Raw genomic sequence first — 26,845 nt, forward strand, 5'->3', positions numbered from 1 at the left:
GCTGACAATCTGAATGTGCTATGCTGGGCGGGTCCGAAAGGATCCGCCCAGTCTTTTTGAAAGAGAAAATTAAATGAATGTTATAGATGTCGTTGGTCTGGAAAAGAGTTTCGGTGCCAGGAAGGTCATTGACCATATCACTTTTGCCATTGGGGAAGATGAAAAGATCGGTCTCATCGGCAGAAACGGTGCCGGTAAATCAACCCTGCTCATGATCCTCGGGGGGCTGGAGGATAGTGAAGGCGGAGTTATAGCCACTAAACGTGGCGCAACAACCGGTTATTTGTCCCAAGAACCGGCACTGGACCTGGATTTGACCGTGGCCGAGGAGATCGAGCGTGGACTGAAAGAAATACGTCAGGCCATGGCAGAGTTCAATGAGCTGTCTGCTCGAATGGCGAGCGGCTCCCCGGATATTGACCGCCTTTTGAACAGACAGGGGGAGCTTTCCGGCTGGATAGAGCATCACGGGGGGTGGAACACCGACTACCGGGTTGCGGAAATAATGACCCATCTGCAGCTTCCCGAACCGGACCAGCGGATCGCTGAACTTTCCGGCGGCACCAAGCGACGGGTGGCTTTGGCCAAGTTGCTTCTCGAGGCGCCCGACCTGCTCATGCTGGACGAACCCACCAACCATTTGGATGCGGATACCACCCAATGGCTGCAGGAATATCTCAAGAGTTATCCGGGGGCGGTACTGCTCATTACCCACGACAGGTATTTTCTCGATCAGGTGGCAACCCGGATGCTGGAGCTGGATGAAGGGGTGATTTCCTCATTCAGCGGCGGCTATACCAGCTATTTGGAACAGAAGGAGCAGCAGCTTCTTCAGGAAGAACATTCACGTTCGCGTCTTTTGAACCTGCTGCGTGTGGAAACCGCCTGGATCAGGCGCGGGGCCAAGGCAAGATCCACCAAACAGAAGGCCCGCATCGACCGCTATCAAGCCCTGCAGGAAAAGAACGTCGTCCCGCAGGCAAAGGACAGCAGGATCGCCTTCACCACCGAGGAAACCCTTGGCGGAACAGTCCTGGAATTTCACGCTCTCACCAAATCATTCGGTCCGCGGATACTGCTTTCAGACCTGACATTCCTGATGAAGCGGGGGGATCGCATCGGCATCATCGGTCCTAATGGTTGTGGCAAGAGCACCCTGTTGAAGATGATCATGGGGGAGGAGTGTCCCGATAAGGGCTCCGTCATCATCGGCAAAAAGACGCGCATAGCTTATTTCGATCAGGCCCGTGACATACTCGACCCTGAGCAGGCGATTTATGATTTTCTCGGCGAAGGGGATTACGTGCAGGTCGGTCCGGACAAACGCCATAAAATCGGCTACCTGGAGGACTTTCTCTTTTCTGCCTCCGATCGAAGACGTAAAATCGGCACCCTTTCCGGGGGAGAGAAAAGCCGCCTCATAATGGCAAGGCTGATGCTTCAGGATGCCAACCTGCTTATTCTCGATGAGCCGACCAATGATCTGGACATTCCCACCTTGCAGCTGCTTGACGAGTCGCTGTCCAGTTTCCCTGGCTGTGTCCTGATGGTTACCCACGATCGTTTCTTTTTGGACAAGGTAGCCACCGGCATCCTTGCTTTTGAAGGAAACGGCAGGGCCGTCTTTTACGAGGGAAACTACACCCAGTATCGTGAGCGCAGGGAGCAGGCACGGCTGGAAGAGAAGGTCGAAAGCAGGAAAGAGGAGCGGAAGCCAGGTAAACCCGTTTATGCTGAACCTAAGGCAAAAAAGGGACTCACCTATGGCGAGCGGATCGAGCTGGAAAAGCTGGAACTGGTGATTGAGGATCTGGAGCAGCAAAAGTCGGCCCTGGAGGCAATGCTTGCCGATCCACTGCATTATGAGCAGGCCGAAGGGGGTATTGCCGGAATTTCAGCCCGCTATACCGGGGTGGAGCGTGAACTGGCCGACAAATATGGACGCTGGGAAGAGCTTGAACTGAAGAAAGAAGGTAACAGCTGAACTGCATAAGTTAAGATGGCTGAAAAAACCCGCCCCTTGAAAAGGGCGGGTTTTTTGTTGGGCCTATGGCACCGGTCGTCCTCCACCGGATTCAGCCAACAGGTAGTTATATGCTCGTTGCCATGTGGTGGCGCCGAGCTTGGTGCTGAGCGTAAGATCGTCGTTCAAGCCGTGAAGAGTTCCATTGAACGTGGTGCTGACGCTGCTATTCAACAAACCATCATCGAGCCAGTCTATGGAATCATACATGAGCCTTTTGGCGTAGGCGGGATTATGGGCAAAAGCACCGGGGTCGTAATAAAACATGAACCAGTTGTAGGTTGCTCCCATGTTATAGGCGGCTTTACGTATTAACTTCGGACTTCCGCCGTCAACCGGATCGATGAAGCCGGAGCCGGGGACGGTCTCGTTGGTACTGGCAGAACGCAGCCAGGGCTGAATGATCTGGCCTGTAGTGTTGGTCCCGTACCAGTTGCTGGAGGTGGGAACCCGTCCCTGGGTATCGAAATCCACTCTTGTCAGGCGGACGTCGAGAGCAAAGGCTAGTACCTGTCTGAAGGCTTCAACTGCGGCGCGGAAATCATCCTTTTCCGCTTGCAGTTTTGCCGGTGTCCAGGCATTGGAACCGGTATGGCAGGTGGCGCAGGCTCTGCTGGTTATCGCTGTGATCGGCAGGGCCGGATTCCTGACATCATGCAGATAGGTGTTGCTTGCTTCGCGATTGACGGGCAGGAATGTATGGGACGTGGCGCCGTCGGAGCCATTGCTGTTCAGGTGACAGCCAATGCAGGGACCATGGCCGCGGCTGTCGCCGGCGAAAGGCCCTTTGCCGTTCGGTGCTGTCTGATTCATGCCGATGTAGCGATGGGAAAACTTGTCGCTTGAGTACATGGCGGCGCTGGTATAGAACTCGAAGCCACCTTTTTGATAGAGCATCTGGGCTGCGCCACGGAAATGGTTGACGATCCTTCCGGTACTCGCCCAATCGATACCCCTTAAGTCGGCCATCTTGATGGTATTACCCACAAGCCGCCCTGAGTGGCAGGCGACGCACAGGTTGGAATCTCCCGCATCATCGAATGTCACTACAGACCGAACGGCACGAGTTATTTTACTTGCCGGCCTTCCGGAGTAGTTGGCATAGATGAGGGTTTGGGGCACTTTGCGCAATTTGAAATTGTAGGTGTTCCCCTTGCCGTCGTCATGACAGACGTCGCAGTTGGTCAACTCCCTCGTCTTGTCTGATGAAAGCCTGCTTCTAAGGGCGGAAAAGGTGGCGCTTGGCAGGTTCATATAATCGTCAAGCCGATATGGCTTTCCGGTTTTAGGATCGGCGGGTCCAAAGGGACTGAGATTGGTAAATCCCGATTTGACATAATTGATGAAACCGGTCGAGGTGTGGCAGCGGAGACAGCCGGAGTTGTAAGTGGCGCTGGCTGTGCCTGTAGAATTATCGCTCCACTGCTGCGATGCCGGACCGAACGAACCTGCGGTCTTGAAATCGACTTCCTCCCGGGAAATGTTACGGAAATCGTATTGGATGGGGGCACTCGTTTCATTTGGATTTTCCAGGCCAAGAGTAGTGCCATGCCCGCTGCGCGACCAGTCCTTGTTGTACGTGATCAAGGTACTGGTGTCGTGAGGATTATGGCACTTGCGGCAGTTGTTTACATAATTATAAGAAACAAAGGATGCCGGGTACTCATAGCCGGTCATGTTGTTGAAATGGGCGCTCTGTGTGTTAAGCGGCAGACCGGCGTAACTCTTGCGAGCATCGTAGCCGGTTGTTGCATTATGGCATTTGCCACACATGCCGGCTTTTTCAGGGTTGTAGAATTCAAGCCCGGCCGTTGTCGAGCCGCCGTGGCAGCTGCCGCAGGTGTTTGGATGGCCGTTGCCGCTGCCGTGGCAGTCGATGCAGCTGGCTCCATGAAGTGTCCCGTGTGCCGACCGTGCCCACTCATCATTGATTTTTGCACCGGTAACGGATGAAATAGCCTGTGATGTATTGTGGCAGTCAATGCATTTTTCCGAGGCAGCAAAGGTTGACCCATTCTGACTGGTTTTATCACTTCCGCAGCCACCCAATAACAGTGTGAATAACAGGAACATTAATCGGCAATATTTCATGCTGGTGCTGCCTCCTTTACTATAAAAGCATTGTTTATTATGGTTCTTCAGACATTTCCCGGGAAGACAGTCGTGGCATCGGGAGAGAGTGACGAGCTACAGCGGCGAGCGGACACCCGCCCCATGTGGAACGGAGGCAACCCACCAATTAAAGCATCGTGGCCACGCCGGATGGAAATGCATGCATGGTGGGAAATACTGGAAGGGAGAAGGCATTCTTTTGTGACCCGTTAATAGTTGGGAATGGAAAAGAGCCCCTGAATTTCGGGGGCTCTCTTTTCAGGTTAGTACGGTCTGGCGGTGGAGTAGAAAGTTCCATCCTGTCTTTGAAAGAACCCTGACGGGAACGCGGTACTCACATATGATTCATTCAACAACCCATCATCGAGAAAATCGAGAGAGTCATAGATAAGTCGCGCTGTGTAGCGGTGATTGTGAGCATAGCCGCCGGGGTCACGGAAGCAGAGATTCAGGTTGAAGGCGGCACCGAGTGTCCCCTCGTTAGGCCATGGAGCCTGAGCCGGGACCGGTGGCGTCACGGTAGTGTTACCTGCGTAGCCGTAGGCTTTCGTCCGGTCATTGTGGTTCACTCCCCCGGGCCAGAAATAGGGGACGCGGTCCGGGTCATAGTATATCCCCTTCGCAGCCAGGGCGTCCTCCAGTTCCTTGAGCCTTTCGGCATATTCGGCCTTCAGGGTGCGTATGTCGGCTGGGTCTCCGAATGCCAGAGAGACGCTCCCCACGTGGCACTTGACACAGACACGGTCGTTTGCCGGGAAGGAAGAGATCGTTGCGTTGATAACCTCCCTGGGACTTTTGGGTCCAGTACCATCCAGTTCCACCACCTTCATTGTGTGGTTGTCGTCGTACATATGGCAGGCAACGCAGGGACCACGGGTGGTGCCCAGATTTACCGTGTAGGTTTTGATCACATTTTTGATGCCCAGTTCACCGTGCATGAAATAGACACCGCCGTTGTAGATAAGCTGGTAATCGCTATGGGGGCGGTATTCATAGCCCAGGGTACCGTAGAGGGTGCCTGCGGCTGCGAAATAATGGGAATTTTTTGCCGTTGTCTGGGCAGTACCGGGGTAGGTACCGAAGAAGTTCCTGCCTGAGGTCAGGCCCGAATGACAGTTGATACAGAGATTGGAATCTCCTGCGCTCTGATAGGTGGTGCTGGTGGCACTTTCATTTGCTTTTCCGTAGGTAAGGATGGCGCTGCTGAAACTGCCGTAGGGAACGGTCACGCCATTGACGCCGCTTGTCCTGCCGTCGACCCTCTTGTAGGAGTAATCCGTATGGCAACCGTTGCAGCGGAGCATTTCCCTGCTCTTGTCAGCTGAAACCGTTGCCCAAGGCGATGTATCTCCGGTCTTTATGTATTTCAAGAATCCGGTGGTGGTGTGGCACCTGTTGCATGGGTTCATGGTCTTGAAGTCGTAGTGGATCCAGGGATCGGCATTGACTTCCCCGTGGCCCGATTCGGCCCATTCCCGGTGCTGCGGCAGGAGGGTGCTTTGGTGGGGAGCATGACAGCCGGTGCACTTGTTGACGTTTTGCGTTCCAACGTAGCTGGAGGTCGGGACTTTGTCTCCATAGGTGTTGAGAGTGGTGTAGACATCGAAGTGTTTTTCCCCTACGCCGAGTGGGAAACGTGTTGCATTGACACCATGGCATTTATAGCACTGACCGGCAGAGTCGGGGTTGTGGAATCCCGTGCCGGCAACAGTGGAGCCGCCGTGGCAACTGCCGCAGTTGCTGGGGTGGCCGTTACCGCTGCCATGGCAGTCGATGCAGCTTGCTCCTCTCATGAGGTTGTGGCTGGACGCGGCCCATTCGTCGTTAATCTTGGCTCCGGTTACCTTTGACACAGGGCTGGAGATGTTGTGGCAGGTGATGCATTTATCGGAGGCAGCGAAGGTGGATTGGGTCAGGCTGTCACTGCTATCGCTGCCGCACGCTGTCAACAAAAGCAGCAGTGAGAATAAAATCAGCGTTAGAGGATAAGACAATCTCATTCATTTGCCTCCTTTAATCAAAATGACGGTATTGTGACTGTCATTTTTCAAAGCATGGGAAATATAAGTTAGGTTACTGTTTTAGTAAATATTTTTCTTTGCCTGGACGCACGGCAGTTGACTTACCTGATTCAATATTGTAATAGTGGTTGGGCTCATTTTTGTTTAAATGGTGGATGTTTAAAAGCTTTCTGCCTTTAATTTAGTATTTTTAATTCTGTGGGGAGGGTGTTTTTCATGCAAAATCGTGCCGCGATTACCCTGCTTTTGCTGGCAGCAATAGCGCTTCCGCTGGTGGCCGTCGACTGTGCCCATGCGATTCCAGCTTTCAGCCGTCAACACAAAACCGAATGTTCCACCTGTCATACGATATATCCGGAATTGAACGAGTACGGAGAAGCATTCCAGAAAAACAGCTATGTGCCCTTGGTGAAGAAATCGGAGGTTAGTGCGCCCGCGCCTGCCGCCGGTCCGGTAGTTTCCGGTGAAGGCGATCCCGAACTGCTGGCGCAGCTGAAGTCACAGGCGGCTGCCGGCCAAGGGCAGGAAAAAAGAGCCCCGGAACAAAGGGTGCAGGGAAACGAAGGACTGTGGCTCTCCGGCATTCCGGAACTCCTCCCCGTTTCGTTCAGGGCAACCCAGAACGTGGTCTACAACAATGATGCTGCCGATAATCACAAATTCGATTTCGCCACCCGCACCTTTGTCCTCAACGGCGGCGGTGCGTTCAGGGACAAGGCCGGCTTTTATGCATCCTACATCCTCAGCAGTCATGCCCAGGACAGCACCAGCCGGAGCAGGGATCTCCACGAGTTGTTTCTCCAGTGGCGCAACCTTCTCGACACCCCGTTCAATATCAAGTTCGGCCGATTCGAGCCGAAGCTCAACCTGTGGAAATCCAACAACAAGATCACGACTGCGTCCACATTGGCACCACTGTCCTACAGCGTTGCCGGAGTATTCCCCAGCCGCTTTACCCAGACCTCAAGCCAGGACGCACTTGAGGCCAACGCCATCCTCTGGAAACGGATCTTCGTTGCCGGCGGCATAGTGGATCGGGACGGACAGGACCGCAAGGAAGGTTACGGCCATATCTCCTTGAAGCTGGGAGGGGCGGATTTCCATGGTGAAGAGCCCGAGATGGACCTGGAAAGCGAGAGCATCTTCGATTATCTGACGGTGACCTTCGGCGGCTTCGGTTATGTGGGACGCAACACCTTCGACGATACGGGTATCGGCGCCCAGAACCGTTTCTACCGCGCTGGTGGCGACATGGACCTTCAGTACAAACGGCTGAGGATCAAGGTGAGCGGTGTCCACGGCTGGGATGAAAACCCTGATTACAGCAGCGCCCCTGTGGAGAGGGATTCCGTTGTCGTCGGCTCTGAGGCCGAATACTACCTGGGATCACCGATCGACGCCGCGGTGCTTTTCCGTTATGAATACCAGGATGACGGGCTGGAGATTACCCGTCGCTATGTGCCCGCTGTAGTTTACACACCACTGCAGAACGTCAAGCTGTCCCTTGAGTACCGATATGAAGACATGCGGGAGAAAATTTCCCGAATTGCCCTTCTTGGTGTAACGTACGCTTTTTGATAACAGAGTCAAAGTATTGCGGAGGAATATCAAATGAATAAAGTGTTTTCTTTTCTGATTTTATTCTGCCTTTCTACGACCGCTGCCCACGCCGGGTTGAAAGTCATCGGCAGGGGGGACAGCATGCGGCTTGATCCTGCAAAATTCCCATCGGCAATGAAGGCTAATTATGAGATCATGAAAACCAAGTGTGTGAAATGCCATACTCTGGAAAGGACAATCGTGGCCATTCAGACAGGTGTTGCACCTATTTCCGGACAGATCTTCGACCGGAACGCGACCAAGGCATATGGCGTGAAAATGCTGCGCAAGCCCGATTCCAATATGAGCAAGCCGGAGGTCAAAGCTACAGTTGAGTTGATGAACTACCTGCTTAATGAAGCTGAACACTAAACTTTCAGCCCGATACTTATACGAAACCATAAATATTCAGCAAGTCCGTACCTTGTAATAGTTTGGAAATCACGAGGGTTCGCACGTGAAAAATATGAAACTCAGTTATCGCCTGGTTGGCTCCTTTCTGATCATGGCCCTGATTGTCGCCTTGACCGGCGCCTTTGGCTCATGGAGTATGAAAAGGGTGGGGGATCAGATCCAGAACATCATGCAGAACCTGGCAAGCCAGCAGAAACTTGTCCTGCTCATGGGAGTGACCCAGAAATACTGCCATGTGAGCCTGATGCAGGCCGCCATGGTTCGCGCCGAAAAGGACAAATTCGAGGAATATGCCGAAGACTATCGCATGAAGCGGGATTTGTTTCGCAGCCAGTGCGAAATCATGCTGAAAGGAAATGCCAAACTCGGCATCAAGCCTGCCAAGGCAGGAAGTGTTATTGAGCAACGAACCAACGCCGCCCTTGCCAGCTGGGAAGAGTTCGAGAAAATAGCTGACGAACTTCTGGCTCACAAGGAGGGCCTGCTGAAAGGCGTGAAGCCTGGTGTCGTAGATCAGGCAGCAATGGCTGCCCTGGCTGACAACAGGCTCAACAAGCTTGCCCAGGAAGATATTGCCGATGCGATTGAAAAGGCAAAGGCCGACACTGATGATCTGCTCCTTGAGGTCGGAACGCAGATGACCAAGGCGGACAAGCAGGTTCATGAGATTCAGAGCACTTCGGTGATCGCCTTTGTCGTTGTGATTATCGCAGCGGTCATTCTCGGTATACTCCTGGGTATCAAAACCACAAGGAATATCGTTACGCGCATCCATTCAATGGCAAAAGCACTTGATGAAGGTGCAGATGGAAATCTTACCACAAGGGTAGCTGTTGATTCCGGCGACGAGTTGGGAAAACTTGGTGCGGATTTCAACGTCATGGCTGCAAAACTCTCCGTGGTGGTCGGTAAAGTCAATCGATCTGCTGCCGAGCTCACCTCTATCTCCGGTACCATAAATGAGTCATCCCAGAAGGTTGTCGATACTGCCAGAATACAGGCTGACAGTGTCAACAACACTTCTGCGGCTATTTCCCAGATAAATACCTCGGTCAAAGGGGTTGCCAGGGGGGTGGACAGCCTGTCCCTTTCCGCCTCCGAAAGCTCTTCCTCTATTCTCGAAATGGCCGCCAGTGTCGAAGAGGTTGCCCAGAATGTTGAAACACTTTCCCATTCCGTTGAGGATGTGAGTTCTTCCATCACCCAGATGGCCGCATCCATCAAGCAGATCGGCAACGGGGTGGTGAGCCTTCTCGATGTGGCCACGTCAACTGCTTCGTCGGTTATGGAAATGGACAGCACCATCAAGCAGGTGGAAAGAAATGCCATGGAGACAGCTGCCATCTCCGATGAAGTCCGCAAGGATGCTGAAACCGGCAAGGAAGCCGTTGAGGCTACCATCGAAGGTATTGATGAGATCAAGCGTTCTTCCCGCATTACCTACGAAGTTATTGATACTCTCTCCGGACGGACCACCGATATTGGCGCCATTCTTTCAGTTATCGACGAGGTGGCGGAGCAGACAAATCTTTTGGCCCTGAATGCAGCCATTATTGCTGCGCAGGCTGGGGAGCACGGCAAGGGGTTTGCCGTGGTGGCCGACGAGATAAAAGAACTTGCCGAACGTACCAGCAGTTCCACCAGGGAAATTGCCATGGTCATCAAAGCCGTGCAGGATGAGACTCACCGGGCGGTAAAGGCAATGGAGCAGGCTGAAAAGAGCATTGCCGACGGCGAGCTCCTGTCACGGAAATCCGGTGAAGCGTTGAACAAGATCGTAACCGGGGTGCAGAAAGCAACCGAACAGGTGGATGAGATAGCCCGCGCCACTGTCGAGCAGGCAAAGGGCAGCCAGATGATCCGCGAAGCAATGGAGCAGGTGTCCGAGATGGTGGAGCAGATTGCCAAGGCCACTCGCGAGCAGGGGCAGGGAAGCGAATTGATTATGACCGCCGTGGAAAAAATGAAGGCACTCACCGGACAGGTCAGGTCTTCTACCCGGGAGCAGAGCAAAGTCGGCAGCTTCATTGCCAAATCAACGGAAAACATAACCGACATGATTCAGCAGATAAAACGCGCCTGTGATGAACAGAACCGGGGCAGCGAGCAGATCGTTGTCGCCGTCGAGGACATTCAGCAGTCGACCCATATCAACCTGGAGGCCACCGGTGCCATGAACGAAGCGGTTTCGGGCCTTTTCCGCCAGATCGAAGTCCTGCGCAAGGAGATGGACATGTTCAAGGTGGACGAGGAAGAAGTTACTGAACTTGAGGAAACGGCATAATTCGGAGAACTCGTGATGGGCAGAATTGACAATACTTTTGCCAAGCTGGCAAAAAACAAAAAAAAGGCGCTGGTAACTTTTATTACCGCCGGTGATCCGGACCTTGAAACAACCGAATCACTGATCATCGATCTGGAGAAAGCAGGTGCCGACCTGATAGAACTGGGGGTTCCATTTTCGGATCCCATGGCTGACGGTCCCACCATACAACTGTCTTCGGAGCGTGCTTTGGCAGCCGGTACCACTTTGCCAAAAATTTTAGCCACAGTAAAATCGGTACGCAGAAAGACCCAGATACCTATCATTCTGATGGGCTATTACAATCCGATTTTTCTTCACGGCGTAGAGCGATTTGTTTCTGATGCCGTTGCTGCCGGTGTGGACGGGGTTCTGCTGGTAGACCTGCCGCCGGAGGAAGCCGGGGAATTCAAGGCCATTGCCGACAGGAGCGGATTGGCGGTTATCTTTCTCCTGACTCCAACTTCCGATGAGGAACGAATCAGGAAAGTGGCGCACCTGGGAAGTGGTTTCATCTACTACGTCTCGGTTACGGGTGTTACCGGCGCCAGGTCAAGCGTAGCCGAAAATGTGTTTTCCGACGTGCAAAAGATCAGGAAACGGGTGACTCTGCCTGTGGTTGTCGGATTCGGCATTTCCGACCCGGCTCAGGCCGGCAGCATAGCCTCGGTCGCCGACGGAGTCGTTGTCGGCAGTGCCCTTGTCAGGCAGTTCGAACAGTTCAGCGGCAAAGAGCTCCACACGAAGTTATCAACCATGGTTTCAGCCCTCAAGGCAGGCATTGCAGCGTGAAACTTACCATTATAACCTCTGAAGTCCTTAGGAAATCCATCGTCGCTTCCATAAAAATTGACTTGGCACATCCTTTCTGCTAATAGAACATTTCATTTTCAATAAAACCAACCCGGCAAATGATGCCATGAAGAGGGCAAATATGGGCTTGTTCAGTAAACGTAACGGCGTTCAGGCGACTACCGAAAAAAAGAGGGTTCGCGTTCCGGAAGGGCTCTGGACGAAATGCCAGAGTTGCGGCGAAGTCATCATATCCAAGGATATCGAGAGCAATCTCAATGTCTGCCCAAAATGCAATTTTCATTTCCGCATTTCGGCACGGAAAAGACTTGCCATTCTTCTCGATGAAGGGAGTTTCGTCGAGCATGATGCAAATATTGTGTCGGTGGACTGCCTCAACTTCAAGGATTCGAAAAGCTACCAGGAACGTATCAATGCAGCCGTTGCCAAAGGGGGCTCCAAGGACGCCATCATCTGCGGCGAAGGAAAGATTGAAGGAACGCCGCTGCAGGTTGCCGTCTTCGATTTCTCCTTCATGGGGGGCAGCATGGGGAGCGTGGTCGGCGAAAAGATAACCCGAGCCATCGAACGGGGTATCGAAAAACATACCCCGGTGATAATCATCTCTGCATCGGGAGGGGCGAGGATGCAGGAGAGTATCCTGTCGCTGATGCAGATGGCCAAAACCTCTGCGGCACTGGCCAAACTGAAGGAGAAGGGACTCCCTTTTATTTCCATCCTCACCGATCCCACCACCGGCGGTGTAACTGCAAGCTTCGCCATGCTCGGAGACATCAACATGTCCGAGCCCAAGGCACTCATCGGTTTTGCCGGTCCTCGAGTCATCGAACAGACCATCCGTCAGAAACTGCCAGCCGGTTTCCAGCGGGCTGAGTACCTCCTTGACCACGGCATGGTCGATATCATTGTCGAGCGCAGGGAGATGCGCCAGAAACTCTCCCAGATGCTGAAGATGTTGTACCGGCAATAATTCAACGGTTTTGTCGGTGCCGGGACCAAGGCCCCTGCTTTTCGGATGGTGAATGGCAGGGGTTTTCCATATTCTTCACTACCGCAAATCTGTAGACTTTTCCACGTGCTTTCCCTATAATTCCGGCCTGCCATGACCTATCAGGAGATTCTCAACCACATATACAGCCTTGGCCGTTTCGGTATCAGGCCGGGTTTAGACCGAATAACCGCCCTGCTGCAAGCCCTGGATAATCCCCAGTCGACCTTCAAATCCGTTCACGTGGCCGGTACCAACGGCAAAGGCTCCACCTCGTGTTTTATGGCATCCATGCTTGCTGAGGGAGGCTATCGCGTCGGGCTTTTTACCTCACCGCATCTGATCAGCTTCACCGAGAGAATCCGCATCAACGGCATGGAAATTTTCGAAGAGGACGTGGTCAGGCTGGGGCAGAGGGTGCTGTCGGCAGCACCGGCGGAAACGACGTTTTTTGAAATGGTCACTGCCATGGCCTGTCTCCATTTTGCCGAACAGAAGGTGGATTTGGCTGTCATGGAAGCAGGCATGGGGGGAAGCTTTGATGCCACCAACGCCCTTGACGGCATTCTCTCGGTCATTACTCCTATCTCTATTGACCACAGCGAATATCTGGGGTCATCCATTGCTGCCATTGCCAGAGAGAAAGCGGGCATCATCAAGGCGGGGCGACCGGTGGTCATTTCCTCCCAAGAGCCTGACGCAAGGGGGGAACTGGAAATGCGTTGCCGTGAACTGGACAGCCCCCTCTATTGCTGTGGCAGAGACTTTGACGCGGAGTGGCTGGAAAACGGCCTTTCCTACAAAGGGGGGGCCATTTCACTGGCAGGCCTCAGGCCGGGACTTTGCGGCAGCTATCAGAAATTCAATGCTGCTGTAGCTCTGGCCGCAGTGGAGGCCCTTGGCCAGGCGGGATTTTCCATGGCAATGACTGCCATGTCTGCCGGGATCGAAGTGGCAAAGTGGCCGGGCCGGATGGAGATGCTAAACACTTCACCTCGCATACTCCTTGACGGAGCCCACAACCCGGCCGGAAGCGCGGCACTGGCTGGTGCCCTGTCTGAAATCCCACGCAGGCGGCTGCTGCTGATCGTTGGCGTTATGGGGGACAAGGATCTGGGGGGCATTCTCGGACCTATCCTGCCTTTCGCCGATGAGGTCTTTGCCGTAGCACCTTTGTTGCCGCGGGCTCTCCCAGCGGCGGAACTTGCAGAATTCTGCCGTCGACAAGGGCTGATGGCCCATGATGCGGGGAGCGTGACGGCTGGATTGGCTGCTGCCCGGAGTCGGGCCGGGGCCGATGACCTGATCCTTGTCTGCGGGTCCCTCTTCACGGTGGGGGAGGCAAGAGCCACCCTTTTTTCCCGGCAATACGAGCCGTTCCGCGGTTGAAAGCAGTATTAATATCGGTCCAGCTTTTCAAATTTTAGCCTGTCAGAGTCCTAAATGAAGCTTTCAAGAGCCCTTGGGCCGTTTTGCAAAATTCTCTTTTTCCTTGCCTGCGCCAGTTCTGCCATGGCCACCGATGTTTCTCCATCGGGACCGGTGCGTATTTCTGCCGACAGCCTTTCCTATGCTGAAAGGAGTTCGTCTTTTCAGGCCGAAGGCAATGTGCGTATCAGGTATGACGGCGTCACACTTCTGTCGGACAGCGCCGTTTTCAGTGAAGAAGAGGGCGAAGCCATTGCCGAAGGCAACGTTGTCCTGGAAAAAGGGGAAGATACACTCCATGGTGACCGGGTCAGGCTGAATACGGTGACGGAGCAGGGAGAGGTGGCAAATGGCTATCTTTTTCTGAAGAAGCCTAATTTCCATATTCGTAGCGGCCTGATGAGCAAGGTGGGCACCGATGACTACCACATGGAGCGGGGTGCCTTCACCACCTGTGACGGCGATTCTCCCAGTTGGCATTTTACCGCCAGGAATCTGGATCTTACTCTGGAAGAATATGCGACCGGCAGCGATGTGCTTTTTTACGTGAAGGATGTTCCCCTCTTCTATCTTCCCTATTTTATTTTCCCCGTTAAAACCGAACGGCAGTCAGGATTTCTCTTTCCGCGCCTCGGCAATTCTACGAAAAAAGGATTTTATCTGGACATTCCCTTTTACTGGGCCATCACCCCGAGCCAGGATGCCACCCTCAATCTGGACATCCAAACCAAACGCGGGGTGGGTACCGGTATCGATTACCGCTACATGGCCAAGGGGGGAAGCGAAGGGTCAATTGCCGGCTACGGCATTTACGATACCTCCCAGTCAAGATTCCGCGGCGATATCCTTCAGCGGCATGTGGATGCCACTGCCGGTAGCCTCACCTTCAGGTCTGACATCAATCTGGTGAGTGACCGGGACTTTTACCGGGACTTTACCAACGATGCCGGGGAATATAACCGCCAGTACCTGGATTCAAGGGCGGCCTTGACAAAGCATTGGCAGGACCAGGTACTGAACGCGGAATTGGGCTATGTGCAAAACGTCGACATCGGCAGCAGCGACAAAACGACCCTGCAGAGGCTTCCCTCTGTTTCCTTTACGGCTGTCCGGCGCAAGATCGGCGACAGCCCCTTTTTCTTTTCACTGGATTCAAGCGCCGTAAATTTTTACCGCCCACAGGGAATTGAAGGGCAGCGCTTTACCGTGCACCCCACGGTTACCTCGTATTTTCAAGCGGGTTTCCTCGATCTATCGGCTTCTGCAGGCTACAGCCAGCGTCTTTACAATGCCTACGGCGGCGATTCGGGTAATGGTACCCATGGCGAAGGCGTTGCCGATGCCGGGCTGACCGTATCGAGCCGCTTCGCCAGGATATTCGATACCCGGATGCTGTCGATGCCCAAGGTGCGCCATCTGCTGATACCGGAGGTTGCCTATTCTTTCGTTCAGGAACGCAATCAGGATGAACTTCCCTTTTTCGACTATGACGACCGGATGCTGGGGCAGAATCTGGTCACCCTTTCATTGGCCAACTATGTCACCGGAAAATTCACCCAGGCCGACGGGTCTTCCCTTTATCGGGAAATCATGTTTTTGCGGCTGAGCCAAGGATACCAGGCTACCGGTTCCCGCCGCGACCTGCTGACCTTGGTGGACGAAGGGAGGTCGCTGACCGATCTCAGGATCCAGTCACGGCTGTCGCCCATGAACGGGCTGTCATTGGACCTTGACAGCCGTTTCAACACCTACCGGGGAAGCTTTTCCTCGACCATCCTTGCTGCCGGATACGATGGGGAAAACGGCAACAGGTTCGGGGTCGGCTATCGCTTTACCAGGGACTCGCTGGAGTACCTGGAAGGTACACTCGGCGTTGGTCTTGTAAAACCCTTTGTTTTCAATTACACTGGCCGCTATTCTTTCGACAAGGGTGATTTTCTTGAGTCTATCTACGCACTTGAATACAAGCATCAGTGCTGGGGAGTGACCTTGTCCTATCGTGACCGGCCGGATAATCGGGAATTCATGCTGACCTTCACCCTGGCCGGGGTGGGTGCCGTCGGTCCCCTGAAGACTTTCTAAAGCTTCGCACAATTTATAAATACTCAGCAGGGTGAGACAGGAGGAATGATGTCGGAAAACTTTAAACCGCGTGCCGTTCTCGTCACCGGTGGCGCCGGGTTCATCGGCTCGAACTTCATCAACAGCTTTATGCCGGCCAATCCCGGTTGTCGGATCATCAATCTGGATCTTCTCACCTATGCGGGAAACCTGGAAAACCTGAAAGAGGTGGAAAATAACCACTGCTACCGCTTTGTCAAGGGCGATATCTGCGATGCTTCTCTGGTGGCAAGGTTGCTTGTAGAGGAAAAAATAGATGCGGTGGTGCACTTTGCCGCCGAATCCCATGTGGATCGTTCCATCACCGGTCCGGAAGTCTTCGTCCGCACCAACGTCCTGGGCACACAGGTGCTCCTGGAAGAGAGCCGCAAGCACTGGCAGGCCAAGGTCGTGCCGCAGTTTCGCTATCTTCAGGTCTCCACCGACGAGGTCTACGGTTCACTGGGAGATACCGGTTTTTTTACCGAGGAAACTCCCCTTGCCCCCAACTCTCCCTATTCGGCCAGCAAGACCGGTGCAGACCTCCTGGTCCGCGCTTACCACGAGACCTACGGTTTTCCTACCCTCAATACCCGCTGTTCAAATAATTACGGACCATGTCATTTCCCCGAGAAGCTGATACCCCTCATGATCCACAACATCATGAACAGAAAGCCGCTCCCCGTCTACGGCGATGGCCTCAATGTGCGGGATTGGCTCCATGTGAAGGACCACTCCATCGCCATCGAGACAGTACTGAAAACCGGCCGGCTCGGCCAGGTCTACAATATTGGCGGCAACAACGAATGGAAGAACATCGACATCGTCAACCTGGTCTGCGACCTGCTTGATGGCAGGCTCGGGCGTGCAGAAGGGGAAAACCGGCAGCTCATTACCTTCGTCAAGGACCGCCCCGGCCATGACCGCCGTTATGCCATCGACGCATCGAAAATGCGTCGGGAACTGGGGTGGGAACCATCCTATACCTTCGAGCGCGGCATTGCCGAGACCATCGACTGGTATCTGGCTAATCAGGACTGGGTCGAAGAGGTGACCTCCGGCGCTTATCGCGACTACTATGAAAAGATGTACGGGGGACGCGGATGATACTCATTGTCGGTGCAAAAGGGATGCTGGGCCAGGATCTGATGGCGCTATTCGGTCCTGGGGCCCGTGGCGTGGACCTGGAAGATATCGATATCACGTCACTGGAATCGGTGCAGAAGGTTCTTTTTACCATCAGGCCACGGGTTGTGATAAATGCCGCAGCCTACACGGATGTGGACGGCTGTGAAACGAACCAGGAACCGGCCATGCAGGTAAATGGCGAAGGGGTCGCCCATTTAGCCCTGGCCACCAGCGAGATCGGCGCCAAACTGGTGCAGGTGAGTACCGACTATGTTTTTGACGGCGGTAAGGGGAGTCCTTATCTGGAGGATGAACCGACTGCGCCCCTGAGCGTCTATGGCGAATCAAAGCTGGCAGGGGAAATGAATGCCCGCTTCAACCCCGACCACGTTATCGTCAGGACCCAGTGGCTGTATGGCATAAACGGCAAGAACTTTGTCGAAACCATGTTGCGCCTGGCTACGGAGAAAAGGGAACTGGCGGTGGTCGATGACCAGATCGGTTCTCCAACCTGGACTGTCGATCTGGCCTTGGCCATCAAGGCGCTCGTCGAAAAAGATTGTCGTGGCATCTACCATGCGGCCAACGCCGGTTTCTGTTCCTGGAATGAATTTGCCCGCGCCATTTTTGCTGAGTCGGGCCTGGATGTCACTGTCAATCCCATGTCGACCAAGGATCTCGGACGACCGGCGCCGCGGCCGCTTTATTCCACCCTGGACTGCGGCAAGCTGACCCGTGACACCGGATTTCAGCCACAGCCGTGGCGAGAGGCGCTGAAGCATTATCTGAAACTGAGGAGGCTGTGATGGAGCATGGCGAAAGACCTTGGGGAACCTACACCGTCCTTGAGGAAAACAAAAGCTACAAAATCAAGAGGATCGAGGTCAAGCCCGGCCAGCGCCTTTCCCTGCAGATGCACCATCACCGTAGCGAACACTGGATTGTCGTTTCGGGAACGGCAAAAATAACCTGCAACGACCGGGAACAGATCGTCAATATCAACGAATCCACCTTCATCCCCATGGGGGCAACCCATCGCCTGGAAAATCCCGGTTTGATACCATTGACCATTATTGAGGTCCAAAGTGGTGAATACCTTGGGGAGGATGATATCGTCCGCTTTCAAGATGATTATCACCGGGTGGATAATGGGGAAGAAACACTCCCCTGATCTTCTGCTGCGTCCTACCAACCAAAGGAATCCCTGGTGAAGAAACGTCTAAACATGCTGCGCGAATTTTCGGTACCGCTTCTGGCCGGGGTCGTCACAGCCCTTTTCTGGATCAACCTCGACCCGCATGGCTATCACTCTTTTGTTCACTCCCCGTCCATTGCTGGGCTCAGTTTCCATTTCATCACCAATGATCTGTTCATGGTGCTGTTCTTTGCCATTGCAGCAGTGGAAATAACCCAGAGTTTTCATCCCGGGGGAGATCTCAACCCGCTGAAGAAGGCATTGAATCCGCTGTTTGCCACCGTTGGCGGTGTTACAGGTCCGATCATCGCTTACTTCTGCATCAATTTTCTGATTGGCACTCCCGCGCTACGCCATGGATGGGGAATTCCCACGGCGACCGATATTGCCTTCGCCTGGCTTGCCGCCCGCCTCGTTTTCGGCAAAAACCATCCGGTTGTTTCCTTTCTGCTGCTCTTAGCCGTTGCCGACGATGCCATCGGCTTGGCCATCATCGCTATATTTTATCCAGATCCACACCTGCCTGCCGCACCCCACTGGCTGCTGCTGACTGCAGGTGGGGTGTTGGCGTCGCTTGCCTTGCGCTGGGCCAAAATCAGGAATTACTGGCCCTATATCATTATCGGCGGCGGACTGAGCTGGGCCGGGCTGTTCAATGCCCATCTGCATCCTGCTCTGGCACTGGTCTTCATCATTCCGCTGTTACCCCACGCGGCACGGGAAAGAAAGCATATTTTCGAAGAGGATCCGGATGATCTGTCCACCCTCGCCAGGTTTGAACATGATTGGAAAGTGTTCGTCGATCTGGGGCTGTTCATGTTCGGCCTGGCCAATGCCGGAGTGGAATTTACCGCCGTTGGACCAGCCACCTGGATTGTCCTGTTTTCCCTCATTGTCGGTAAAACCCTGGGAATTTTCGCTTTCGGAACGATCGCGGAGCTATTCGGCTACCAGCTCCCCAAGGGGATGGGGCGGCGGGAGTTGTTTCTGGCCGGGGTCATTGCCGGGATCGGCTTTACCGTTGCGCTTTTCGTCGCCGGGGAGGCTTTCGTCGAGCCTGGTGCACAGGGTGCTGCAAAAATGGGTGCCATGTTAAGCATTCTTGCCGCGCCTTTGGCCCTGTTACTGTCAAAGCTTTCAAAGCCCTCCAGATAGCCCACTGGGCTTGACATATCCTGGACAACAACCTAGACTTTGCAGCGTCATCAGCGATAAGAATTTCCCTTTCAGGAGATGCCAAATGTACATAGTGATCCTCGCCGGCGGATCCGGCACCCGCTTCTGGCCCCTTTCTCGCAAAAAAACTCCGAAACAGCTCATGTCGGTCTTCGGTGGCAAATCAATGCTGCAACGGACCTTGGAACGTGTCCTGCCGTTGAAGCCGAAAAGAGTATTGATTGTGACCAACGCCATGCAGGCTGAGGAGACCACCCGGCAGTTGGAATATGTAAAAGGGGTTCCTGTGGATATCATTGCCGAACCGGTTGCACGCAATACTGCCCCCGCCATCGGCCTGGCTGCATCCATCATCGCCTATCACGATCCTGACGGGGTGATGGCGGTCCTACCGGCAGACCATTACATCTCCGAGGAGGACGGATTCTGCCGGGTTATCACCCAGGGCAGAAATGCGGCCATCAATGGCTATCTGGTAACCCTTGGTATCACCCCCACCAGGCCTGAGACCGGCTATGGTTATATCGAAGCAGACAATGCATTTCGGCAGCACGGTCCGTTTCCGGTCAAACGATTCGTTGAGAAGCCGAACCGGGAGAAGGCGCTGGAATTTCTCACCGCAGGAAATTTCTTCTGGAACAGCGGCATGTTCATCTGGAAGGCCTGCACCATACTCGATGGCATCAGTCGCTACATGCCTCCGCTGGCCGTTTCATTGTCAAAACTGGTTTTTTCGGAGAGCGTCTGGGAGCTCAGAGACCTTAAGCCGCAGATCGAAGCAATCTACGGGGAGATCGGGGGAGAATCCATTGACTTCGGCGTTATGGAAAAGGCGGACAATGTCCAGGTAATTCCGGCTGACTTCGGCTGGAGCGATGTGGGAAGCTGGAGCGCCATTCCGGAAGTTGCCGATGCCGATGATCTCGGCCACGTGGCCATCAACGCCAAAGAGGTGATCTCCGTCGATGCCGGCGATTGTCTCGTCTATGGCGACAACCGATTGGTGGCCCTGGTCGGAGTCAAGGACCTGATCGTCGTCAATACCCCTGATGCCCTGCTTGTCTGCCCCAAAGAACGCGCCCAGGATGTGAAAAAGGTGGTGGAGGAGCTGGAGCGGCGGGGACTTACGGAATATTTATAGTTCGACGTTCGAAGTTCGGGGTTCGACGTTGCCTATTGTTACCTCGAACTTCGAACTGCGAACTTCGAACGGGTTATGTATATGTTTGGTTGGACCGGAAAAATTTTAAAAGTAGACTTGACCAGTGGCCGTTGCTGGCGTGAAGATATCTCTCTGGAACTGCTCCATTCCTATCTGGGTGGGCGGGGGCTGGGGGTGCGGTTGATGCGGGATCACTTTCACCTGGATCCGTTTGACCCGCAGATGCCGTTGATCTTTGCCGTTGGGCCACTGTGCGGCACCTCTGCCCCCACGGCGGCAAGACTGGCTGTCGTCTCCCGGTCGCCTCTTACCGGCACCATTTATGATTGTTCGGCTGGAGGACGCTTTGCCTGGCGCTTCAAGGCCGCAGGGATCGATGCCTTGTTCATAACGGGCCAGAGCAGCCAGCCGGTAGTGCTTTCCATTGCTGACGAGAAGGTTGAGCTTCGGGCTGCTGACCACCTTTGGGGGCAGACGGTTCATCAAGCCATGTCTGCGCTGGGGGCAGGAGGCAGCACTGCCTGTATCGGCCCGGCCGGAGAGAATGGCGTCCTTTATGCCAACATCATGATGGGGGAAGGGAATTCAGTCGGCCGAGGCGGCCTCGGGGCAGTGATGGGCAAAAAGCGGCTGAAGGGTATTGTCGTAGAGGGCAGTAAATCTACTGCGGTCTTTGATCAGGCCCGTTTCGACCACGCCCGCCAGGATGTGATGCGCCTTTTTCGAGCTTCTCCGGTCATCTTCGGCGAACTGGGCATTGGTGAATACGGCACTCCGGCCCTCGTGGACCTGATGCGCCAGCGGCGCATGGCTCCAACCGAAAACTTCAGCAAGACCTTTTTTGCCGAATCGGGGAACTATTCAGGACCTGCCATCCGCAAAGCTTGTGCCGCAAAAAAGGACGGCTGCTATGGCTGCCCTATCCAGTGCAAGAAGAGCACTCCGAACGGGGAGCATCTTCCCGAGTACGAAACGGTTTCCCATTTTGGCGGTCTAAATGGCATTGCCGATCTCCACGCCATCGTCAAGGCAAATACCCTCTGCAACGAGCTGGGTCTGGATACCATAACCGCTGCTGCCACCCTGTCTGCATGGGGAGAGATTCGTGGCAGGTTCCCCATAGCAGAGGAAATTCCCCAGCTTCTCCAAGACATTGCCTGCCGATGCCATGACGGGGAACTCCTTTCCTTAGGCTCGCGCCGGGTGGCAGAAGCACTGGGCCGGCCGGAGTTGTCCATGTCGGTCAAGTCCCTGGAACTGCCGGCCTATGACCCCCGCGGTGCCTACGGCATGGCGCTTGCCTACTGCACCAGCAATCGCGGGGGCTGCCATCTGCGCGCCTATCCCATCTCCCACGAAATTCTGAGGAAGCCGGTCCCCACCGACCGCTTCTCCTTCTCGGGCAAGGCACGGATCATCAAGATCGCCGAAGATACCAATGCTGCTGTCGATTCCCTGGTTGCCTGCAAGTTCTCCTTTTTCGGCGCCACCCTGGAAGAATACGCAGAGTTTGTGACCGCCACAACCGGCGTTGAATATACGCCCCAGTCACTGAAGGAAACAGGGGAGCGCATCTATTTGACCGAACGATTCTATAACTGCGCCAACGGCTTTACCGCAGTGGATGATTTCCTTCCGGACCGGTTCTACAGTGAGCCCGGCTCCAGTGGTGATGGAATCGACATTCATCCGATCGACCGGGACCGTTTCCATGGGGAGATGCAGAAATACTACCGGATTCGTGGCCTGACAGAAGACGGGACCTTTGCTGATTCGAATTTTCTGGAGCGTCTGCCTTGAAAGATCAGGTCGCAAAATACCTTGGCAAGCTCCTTTCGGATCGTTCGGCATCTGCCGGGGAGATTGCTTTTGCCGCCCAGGACGATGTTCTGATCACCGAAGGTAATCCCCATCTGGCAAGACTTGCAGGAGATTCTCTCTCCCGCCTCAATTGTCTTGGCCTCGTTGCCGCCCGTCCTTCGCTCCCCTTTTCCGACTTTCTGGTGAGGCGCGCTCCCATGTCCGAGAGCCGCATCGTCCCCAATGACACTGAGACCCGCACCTTTCTCCATGATATCCCCTTCTTGCGCCGGTCCGAGTTGAGCGCTGAACCCAGCAGGCAGGTTACCCAACTTCTCGGCAATCGCAAGGGGATCATCATCGAGGGAATCGGCATAGTTGCCAGCGGTGCCGTTACCATCGAACAGGCCTATATCAACTATTCCTCGGTTTTTCATTCGACTTTTGTCAAATATCTGCAAGATGTGCTGGATCGGGGTTTTATCTTTTCCGACGAAGAAGCGGCATTCACGGAGTTCCGGCGCAGCTGGCTGCATACCCTGACTGCAGAAGGACTGAGTTTTGCGGAAGCGCCACTCATCGGCGGCGAGGCGATTCTAGCGGAAGTGGAGCGGGTGGGGCGCTACACGGTGGAGCGGGGGCTGGTGGATTCCTTCTTTGGCAACATCTCGGTCCGGGATGGTGATGTCATCTATATCTCCCAGACCGCCGCCAGCCTGGATGAACTGGCCGGATGCATCGATCCGGTCCCCATGGACAATTCCTCTACCACCGGCATCACCGCCTCCAGCGAGCTTCTGGCCCACCGGCGCATTTACGATGAGACCGGCACGGCGGTCATCCTCCACGGTCATCCCAAGTTCGCCGTGGTCATGAGCATGCGCTGCGCAGAAAAAGGCTGCAGGATCAAGGACTGCTGGAAAGACTGTCCCAAGGTCCGCTTTCTCGGCGACACCCCGGTGGTGGCCGGCGAAATCGGCGCAGGCGGCCTGGCCAAAAGGGTGCCGCCGGTGATCGGCACACCTGGCAAGGCCATTGTATACGGCCATGGGGTCTTTACCACCGGCCGCGATTTCGGCGAAGCCTTCCGCGCCATGGTGCAGGTGGAGAACTGGTGCCGGGAAGAGTATTTCCGGTTGCTGGGGGAGTAGTAGGAGCGATGTCCGAGAAAAAAAACATCGTCAGGGCCGCCGGGGTGCTCGGTTTCGCCACCATCCTCTCGCGCATCATGGGCATGGTGCGAGACATGGTGCAGTCGCGGCTGTTCGGTGCCGGTTTTGCCACCGATGCTTTTATTGCCGCCTACCAGATCCCCAACATGCTGCGGCGCTTTTTTGCCGAGGGTGCTCTTACCTCTGCCTTTGTGCCGACTTTTTCCGAATGGTACACCCAGAAGGGGGAGGAAGAGGCCCGGGCGCTGGCCAATGTCTGCTTTACTCTGCTGATTGTTGTCATGGCCGTCGTCACCCTGCTTGGGGTCGTCTTTTCCCCGCTGATCGTCAATCTCATGTTTCCCGGCTTCAAGGCCGAGCCCTCCAAGCTGGAGCTGACCATCCTTCTCAACCGGCTGATGTTTCCCTATATATTCCTGGTCAGCCTGGTTGCCCTGTGCATGGGGATATTGAACACCGTACGCCATTTTTTCACCCCCGCCATCTCCACGGTTTTCCTCAATATTTCCGTCATTCTCTGCGCTGTTTTTCTGCACAGCCGCTTCCAGGTGCCCATCGTATCTCTTGCCGTCGGTGTTTTGCTCGGCGGATTGCTGCAACTGCTCCTGCAATTGCCGGTTCTCTACCGCAAAGGGTTTCCCATCCGCCTCCGCTTCGACTTCCGCCATCCGGCAGTGCGCCGGATCGCCCTTCTCATGGGGCCGTCCATATTCGGCGTCGGTGTCTATTACCTGAACATTACCGTGGGGGCGATCCTGGCCTCCTACCTTCCCCAGGGGAGCGTTTCCTACCTCTACTATGCCCAGCGGCTTTTTGAATTTCCCCAGGGGATTTTCACGGTTTCGGTGGCCCAGGCGGTGCTTCCCTCCATGAGCAGGCAGGCTGCTGCCGGCGATATGGAGGCGTTGAAGGAATCCCTGGCCTTTGGCCTGAAACTGACCCTCTTTATCACCATTCCTGCCATGGCAGGCTTGATGCTTTGTTCCACCCCAATTTTTTCCCTACTTTTCATGGGGGGCGCCTTCGATTACGCAAAGGCAGAGCAGTGCGGCGTGGCCCTTCTTTACTATTCCCTGGGGCTTTCCTTTGTGGCCATGGTCAGGGTGCTGGTGCCCGCCTTTTATGCCTTGAAAGACACCAGAACTCCTGTGGTGACTGCTTTTATCGCCTTTATTCTAAATCTCTGCTTCAGTCTGCTGCTAATGGGGCCGCTCAGACACGGCGGGTTGGCGCTGGCTTCCAGCCTCTCCGCCCTTGGTAACATGGTGCTGCTTATCTGGTTTCTGCGGAAAAAGATTGGTTCCTTCGGCGGGAAAAGCATCCTGGTCGCGGCGGGGAAGGCCGCTGTGGCATCTGTTCCCATGGCCTTTGCCGTTTACTGGTTCATGACCCTTGCGGACTGGTCCAGGCATGGGAACAAAATATCCAAGGGCCTTGTCCTGGGCGGTGCGGTTGCTGCGGGAATTATTCTATACTATGCCTTTGCCCATCTGCTGCGGTGCGAAGAGGCCCGCGAGGCAACACGGCTCGTGCGCCGGAAGGTTTTGAAACGATGAGAAAACCAGCCAGGCCATCGGCGCAATATTTCTCCCTGTACAGCTCCCCCATGGGTTCGGGGGGCGTCGTGGCCGGTGCTGCCGGCCTCATTGAGGTTTTTCTTCCTTTTGCCGGGGGAAATAGGGCTGAAATGCATGCCCATATCGGGAAGCTTCATCCCGGAACACGCTGCAGCAATGAATTGACGGAAAGATGTGCCGCCCTTCTGCAGCGATACTTTGCCGGAGAGCGGGTGGAGTTCCCCCTGGAACTGGACAAGACCGGATTCACTCCCTTCCAGACCCGCGTCTACGAATTGGTTGCTGCCATTCCCTATGGATGCGTCAAAACCTACGCGCAGGTCGCTGCCGAAATGGGATGCAAGGGGGCCGCAAGGGGCGTTGGTACTGCCATGGCCCGCAATCCTTTGCCCATCATCATACCCTGTCATCGCATCGTGGGAGCTTCAGGCACAATGACAGGGTATTCTGCTGCCGGAGGCATCTCCTCGAAAAGGATCCTCTTGATGATGGAAGGAATTTCGCTGGATGCGAAGGGGCGGGTGGTGTCGTAAAAATGGGTTTTGCTTAATTATTGTTATAAACATGCAGATAAATAGATTCTGGAAAATTTTCCATCAGCATCAGAATGATGTTTACATTGTAAAAAAAAGCATGATGAAGTGGTAAATAATTGTTTTTATGGTGGAAAAAACACTGCGTAAAAAATATGCAGATTGCAGAAAGGCTTTGAAAAGTATCAATTTATGGTTTTGTCCACAAGTTTATTCACAGATTATCCACAGAATTTGTGGAAAATCTGTTACAACGTTGAAAAATCGTAACAATTATTGTTTCCCCTCCCCCCGTTCTTTTCTTTTTGCCTCCTCCCAGAGCTTGTCCATTTCTTCCAGGCTTGCTTCCTGCATGGTCACTCCCGATGCATGGAGGGTGTCTTCGATGTGGTTGAAGCGGCAAATAAAACGATTAATGGTTTTTCGCAGTGCTTCCTCCGTATCAAGGGATAGGAACCGACCAAGATTGACAATGGCGAACAGCAGATCCCCCAGTTCCGCCTCCATTCGCTCCTGATTCCCATCGGCCAGGGTCTCCTGAAATTCATGGAGCTCTTCAAGCACCTTGGCAAAGACCTGATCCGTATATTCCCAGTCAAATCCCACCCGGGCAGCTTTTTCGGTGACCTTGTGGGCCTTCATCAGCGCCGGCAGGTGAGGGGGGATGCCCGACAGTGCTGATTTCCGCTCTTCGCCTTTCTCCGCTTTCTTGATTCGCTCCCAGTTCGCCACCTGTTCGTCGGCGCTTTTTACGATCTGATCGCCAAACACATGGGGGTGGCGGCGGATCAGTTTTTCGTTGACGGTATCCAGCACGTCGTCAATGGTGAATTCGCCGCATTCCTCGGCAATGGCCGCATGGAAAACCGGCTGCAGCATGAGATCGCCCAATTCTTCTTTCAGGTTGACGGGATCCTTTGCGTCAATCGCCTCTAATACCTCATAACATTCCTCCACCAGGTAGCGCTTGAGGGACTCGTGGGTCTGTTCCGCATCCCAGGGACACCCACCGGGAGCCCGCAGTCTCCGCATTATCTCGATCAGTCGGTCAAAGCCTTTTTTTCCTTCGTTCATGGAGTCTCTCCGTTTCACTTTATTCCAGCCCACCTTATCATGGCGGTGATTGCAGCTGCAAGTGCGTCATTTTCGGGCGAATTCCCAGTGGAGTTTCAAGTGACTGATTTTAGAGGATTTAAGGGATTGCGGAAGGGGACCGGCCGGGCCGGTATGGACCCGACATCGGGTCGAATTGCTATAGATGTCCGTAGAAAACGGACTTTAACAGGGATAACCTCGACTCAT

20 protein-coding genes are annotated in these 26,845 nt (G+C 54.4%); 17 read left to right on the top strand and 3 right to left on the bottom strand.

Going from position 1 to position 26,845, the window contains the following annotated elements; all coding sequences use genetic code 11:
• Window positions 1–73 precede the first annotated feature (73 nt).
• Window positions 74–1,984 carry an energy-dependent translational throttle protein EttA gene (gene ettA / locus GEOB_RS09250; RefSeq protein WP_012646946.1) on the top strand — a complete coding sequence of 637 codons (1,911 nt, stop codon included), beginning with the start codon at window positions 74–76 and terminating at the stop codon, window positions 1,982–1,984.
• 63 nt (window positions 1,985–2,047) lie between these two features.
• Here ettA and GEOB_RS09255 read toward each other — a convergent pair whose 3' ends face one another.
• Together GEOB_RS09255 and GEOB_RS09260 are read right to left on the bottom strand one after the other, a co-directional pair.
• On the bottom strand, window positions 2,048–4,114 hold the full coding sequence (locus GEOB_RS09255) for a cytochrome c3 family protein (protein WP_012646947.1): 2,067 nt from the start codon (window positions 4,112–4,114) through the stop codon (window positions 2,048–2,050).
• A 284-nt stretch (window positions 4,115–4,398) separates the two neighbouring features.
• The gene (locus GEOB_RS09260; protein ID WP_012646948.1) at window positions 4,399–6,135 is read right to left on the bottom strand and encodes a hypothetical protein; all 1,737 of its coding nucleotides are present in this window, start codon (window positions 6,133–6,135) and stop codon (window positions 4,399–4,401) included.
• Window positions 6,136–6,372: 237 nt separating this feature from the next.
• Between GEOB_RS09260 and GEOB_RS09265 the strand changes: the two genes are divergently transcribed.
• From GEOB_RS09265 to GEOB_RS09340, 16 genes are all read left to right on the top strand, one after another.
• Window positions 6,373–7,734, top strand: a complete 1,362-nt coding sequence (locus tag GEOB_RS09265; protein ID WP_012646949.1) for a hypothetical protein — start codon at window positions 6,373–6,375, stop codon at window positions 7,732–7,734.
• A 33-nt stretch (window positions 7,735–7,767) separates the two neighbouring features.
• On the top strand, window positions 7,768–8,127 hold the full coding sequence (locus tag GEOB_RS09270; protein ID WP_012646950.1) for a hypothetical protein: 360 nt from the start codon (window positions 7,768–7,770) through the stop codon (window positions 8,125–8,127).
• A 94-nt stretch (window positions 8,128–8,221) separates the two neighbouring features.
• Window positions 8,222–10,453, top strand: coding sequence for a methyl-accepting chemotaxis protein (locus GEOB_RS09275; RefSeq protein ID WP_041267450.1), 2,232 nt, complete (start codon window positions 8,222–8,224; stop codon window positions 10,451–10,453).
• A gap of 15 nt (window positions 10,454–10,468) precedes the next feature.
• Window positions 10,469–11,263, top strand: coding sequence for a tryptophan synthase subunit alpha (trpA, locus tag GEOB_RS09280; RefSeq protein WP_012646952.1), 795 nt, complete (start codon window positions 10,469–10,471; stop codon window positions 11,261–11,263).
• 142 nt (window positions 11,264–11,405) lie between these two features.
• The gene (gene accD / locus GEOB_RS09285; protein ID WP_012646953.1) at window positions 11,406–12,254 is read left to right on the top strand and encodes an acetyl-CoA carboxylase, carboxyltransferase subunit beta; all 849 of its coding nucleotides are present in this window, start codon (window positions 11,406–11,408) and stop codon (window positions 12,252–12,254) included.
• Window positions 12,255–12,386: 132 nt separating this feature from the next.
• Complete coding sequence (locus GEOB_RS09290; protein WP_012646954.1) at window positions 12,387–13,661, top strand: bifunctional folylpolyglutamate synthase/dihydrofolate synthase; 1,275 nt, start codon at window positions 12,387–12,389, stop codon at window positions 13,659–13,661.
• A 54-nt stretch (window positions 13,662–13,715) separates the two neighbouring features.
• On the top strand, window positions 13,716–15,782 hold the full coding sequence (locus GEOB_RS09295; protein WP_012646955.1) for an LPS-assembly protein LptD: 2,067 nt from the start codon (window positions 13,716–13,718) through the stop codon (window positions 15,780–15,782).
• Between the two features lie 48 nt (window positions 15,783–15,830).
• The gene (gene rfbB, locus GEOB_RS09300; RefSeq protein ID WP_012646956.1) at window positions 15,831–16,907 is read left to right on the top strand and encodes a dTDP-glucose 4,6-dehydratase; all 1,077 of its coding nucleotides are present in this window, start codon (window positions 15,831–15,833) and stop codon (window positions 16,905–16,907) included.
• Window positions 16,904–17,734, top strand: coding sequence for a dTDP-4-dehydrorhamnose reductase (gene rfbD, locus GEOB_RS09305; protein WP_012646957.1), 831 nt, complete (start codon window positions 16,904–16,906; stop codon window positions 17,732–17,734). Before rfbB ends, rfbD begins: the two co-directional genes overlap by 4 nt.
• Window positions 17,734–18,099: a cupin domain-containing protein gene (locus GEOB_RS09310; protein WP_012646958.1), complete on the top strand. Its 366-nt coding sequence runs from the start codon at window positions 17,734–17,736 to the stop codon at window positions 18,097–18,099. Before rfbD ends, GEOB_RS09310 begins: the two co-directional genes overlap by 1 nt.
• Before the next feature lie 36 nt (window positions 18,100–18,135).
• Window positions 18,136–19,278 carry a Na+/H+ antiporter NhaA gene (locus tag GEOB_RS09315; protein ID WP_012646959.1) on the top strand — a complete coding sequence of 381 codons (1,143 nt, stop codon included), beginning with the start codon at window positions 18,136–18,138 and terminating at the stop codon, window positions 19,276–19,278.
• Window positions 19,279–19,363: 85 nt separating this feature from the next.
• Entirely contained in the window at window positions 19,364–20,440 is a 1,077-nt protein-coding gene (locus GEOB_RS09320; protein ID WP_012646960.1) for a mannose-1-phosphate guanylyltransferase, read from the top strand.
• An 81-nt stretch (window positions 20,441–20,521) separates the two neighbouring features.
• Window positions 20,522–22,261: an aldehyde ferredoxin oxidoreductase family protein gene (locus GEOB_RS09325; protein ID WP_041267111.1), complete on the top strand. Its 1,740-nt coding sequence runs from the start codon at window positions 20,522–20,524 to the stop codon at window positions 22,259–22,261.
• Window positions 22,258–23,412 carry a class II aldolase/adducin family protein gene (locus tag GEOB_RS09330; RefSeq protein WP_012646962.1) on the top strand — a complete coding sequence of 385 codons (1,155 nt, stop codon included), beginning with the start codon at window positions 22,258–22,260 and terminating at the stop codon, window positions 23,410–23,412. Before GEOB_RS09325 ends, GEOB_RS09330 begins: the two co-directional genes overlap by 4 nt.
• Before the next feature lie 8 nt (window positions 23,413–23,420).
• Window positions 23,421–24,989: a murein biosynthesis integral membrane protein MurJ gene (gene murJ, locus GEOB_RS09335; RefSeq protein WP_012646963.1), complete on the top strand. Its 1,569-nt coding sequence runs from the start codon at window positions 23,421–23,423 to the stop codon at window positions 24,987–24,989.
• Complete coding sequence (locus GEOB_RS09340) at window positions 24,986–25,543, top strand: methylated-DNA--[protein]-cysteine S-methyltransferase (protein ID WP_012646964.1); 558 nt, start codon at window positions 24,986–24,988, stop codon at window positions 25,541–25,543. Before murJ ends, GEOB_RS09340 begins: the two co-directional genes overlap by 4 nt.
• Before the next feature lie 273 nt (window positions 25,544–25,816).
• Here the strand turns inward: GEOB_RS09340 and mazG are convergent, their stop codons facing one another.
• On the bottom strand, window positions 25,817–26,617 hold the full coding sequence (gene mazG, locus GEOB_RS09345) for a nucleoside triphosphate pyrophosphohydrolase (RefSeq protein ID WP_012646965.1): 801 nt from the start codon (window positions 26,615–26,617) through the stop codon (window positions 25,817–25,819).
• Window positions 26,618–26,845 lie beyond the last annotated feature (228 nt).

The organism is Geotalea daltonii FRC-32 (assembly GCF_000022265.1).
GTDB lineage: Bacteria > Desulfobacterota > Desulfuromonadia > Geobacterales > Geobacteraceae > Geotalea > Geotalea daltonii.